We start from the raw sequence: 2,428 nt of genomic DNA, 5'->3' as shown, positions 1-2,428 counted from the left end.
AACCATAAGCACAGAAGTTACTGTTGAAAATAGTCATGATCAATTGACGTTCTTCAACATATTTATCTGGTTTCTCACGTGCCATTTTTTGATAAAAATAGCTACTTTTAGACAACTTAAGTTGTTGAAGCAGCTCCCTCTAGCAATGCTTTTTCGAGTTGTAATTAGTGTACTTGTTTTTGTAATTCTTCCACTTCTTTTAAAAGTAACTCTTTTTGTTTTCCTTGATTTTTTGAAGTCATGCGCAATGGTAAATCCTTTCCAAGAAACGTTTTTTTCCATTGGTAAAGCGATCCTCGACTGATGCCTTCGTCTTTAGCTAACTTTTTTCTATTGGTTCGAGGTTTGTAAAACTTTCTCAACACGTCATCTTTTTGATCTTGGTTTAACTGTACCGCACTTTTCCTAAGTTTTCTAGCCCCGGGCGCTAGTTCTTCACACCATTGCCGTAAAGACTCTCGATTAGGGTAACCAAGCAGTCGAATCGTCCTTGCATAGCACTGTCCATATTCAAAATAATGATTCACAGCTATTTGTTTTTGTTCTTCAGAATACTTTGATTTTTTTTGGTAATCCGAATGAAGCTCTCCAGATATCAAATATTCCTTGTACCATTTGCGAAGTGCGCCAACTGACGGATAGCCTAATTCATGAATGGTAGCTGCATAGGAACAATCGTACTTTAAAAATAACTGAATTGCTTTTACACGTTCTTCGTGGGAAAACATACGGGCATTCCTCCTGAGTTCATTTTTGGTCCAGGATTATGTCCACACCCCCTTTCCTACATTTTAAAGGTGCCGTTGACAAGAAAAATTCCAATGATATAGGTTCACTACTTAAAATAAGTTTATTGATTATTTCAATACTTCTTTTTCTCATCATCTTCACCTCATTCTCTATGACTAAAGTATATGATTGCGTTTTCTTAAAATAAAGTACAACTTGTTTCAATGAAATCTAGAAACAATATAAGCGGTATTTTTTTACTCTTTAATTATGCTGTATTGCCTGTCTTTTGTGAGCGACCAATAAAATAATAGAGCCTGTACACCAAATAGCCCAACCCCTAATACTAGGAGTTAGAAAGTTTGGCATACAGGTACTATTCTACTGAGCGCTTATGGAGTTTTCTTCCTTTTTCGATATTCGTTGGTGCATTTATCAGTCCGATTTGACGAAGTGTCATTTTAGATATGGATTAACCGTATAATTTGAATAAGCTGGTACCGATTTATTATCGGAACCAGCTTACTGTTGACTGTTGCATAATAGATTTTGCTTTCTTTTCGAATATCCCTGAATATATGAGCCTGTTTAGCATTCACTTTTTCAAAACTTAATTAGTTATTTGATAAAGAGTAGCATCGCTAACTCATCTTTTGAGAATCAATCTAAGAATGACTTTATTAAAATAATAGTAGTTTACAGAAAATAAAAATCTTAGCATACCATTGATTTCATATTTTAAGAATCCTAGGCTTTCTTCTGTTTAATAGAGATCTGATAAATTGTATCAGGCATTTCTCCAATAATTAATTTTTCTTCTAGGCCTAGCTTCTCGAAGTAGTTTATCAATTCCTGGTTTTTTTCATCATAAAACATAGAAAAATGACTATTCTTAGTCTTATGGAATGTTACAAAACTTGATTGATTAGGTATTTTTTCAATTTGAATGAACTCATAATCAGTATACGCTTCTGATATGATACCCAACTTAACCAAGTGATCAGTTGCCAGTCCTTCATTCCCAAAACCCGATATTAAAATCATCATTGAAAAAGCAACTAGTTTCAACTGATTTGCAAGATTTGGTTGCCAAAATATATACAGTAGCAAGATAGCTAATCCAAAGGAAAGTAATCTTCTGAATGTACTTGTTTTCGCTTTAATTTTTATTTGCATTTGCTCTTTTATCTGAATAACCATCAGAACAAATAAAAAACCACATATAATTAACGCTTCAGTCATTTCTTACATCCTCTCATTACCATTCAGCTATTGTTCCATCATAGTTTTTCCATTTTGGATTTGTCCATACTAATCCTTCTTGTGAAATCTCTTTCACCCGATCTTCATCCATTTCTAAACCCAATCCTGGTTTAGATGGCAGATCAACAAAACCATCTTTATATTGAAAAATTTCTTTATTTTTCACAAAATCCAATAAGTCAAATCCTTTATTATAATGAATTCCTAGACTTTGTTCTTGAATAAATACATTTGGCGTACAAGAATCTACCTGTAATGTGGCGGCTAATGCAATTGGTCCATAAGGTGCATGTGGTGCAACTGCTATATCATATGCTTCTGCCATAGCAGCAATTTTTCTTGTTTCCAAAATTCCTCCACATAAGGCAACATCGGGTTGAACTATGTCAATTGCCCCCTGTTGGAAAATATTTTTAAATTGCCATCTAGTATACAA

Annotated in this window: 3 protein-coding genes; all 3 read right to left on the bottom strand. The window is 33.7% G+C overall.

Annotated features, from left to right (window positions below):
* Window positions 1-164: 164 nt before the first annotated feature.
* Complete coding sequence (locus tag Q0977_RS18170; protein ID WP_299516600.1) at window positions 165-728, bottom strand: transposase; 564 nt, start codon at window positions 726-728, stop codon at window positions 165-167.
* Window positions 729-1,476: 748 nt separating this feature from the next.
* Window positions 1,477-1,971 carry a hypothetical protein gene (locus Q0977_RS18165; RefSeq protein ID WP_299516598.1) on the bottom strand — a complete coding sequence of 165 codons (495 nt, stop codon included), beginning with the start codon at window positions 1,969-1,971 and terminating at the stop codon, window positions 1,477-1,479.
* A 16-nt stretch (window positions 1,972-1,987) separates the two neighbouring features.
* The coding region (locus tag Q0977_RS18160) for an enolase C-terminal domain-like protein (protein WP_299516596.1) at window positions 1,988-2,428 on the bottom strand (441 nt) is incomplete at its 5' end.

Source organism: uncultured Rummeliibacillus sp. (assembly GCF_934216135.1).
Taxonomy (GTDB): Bacteria; Bacillota; Bacilli; order Bacillales_A; family Planococcaceae; genus Rummeliibacillus.
This window is presented reverse-complemented; position numbering and strand designations above follow the sequence as displayed.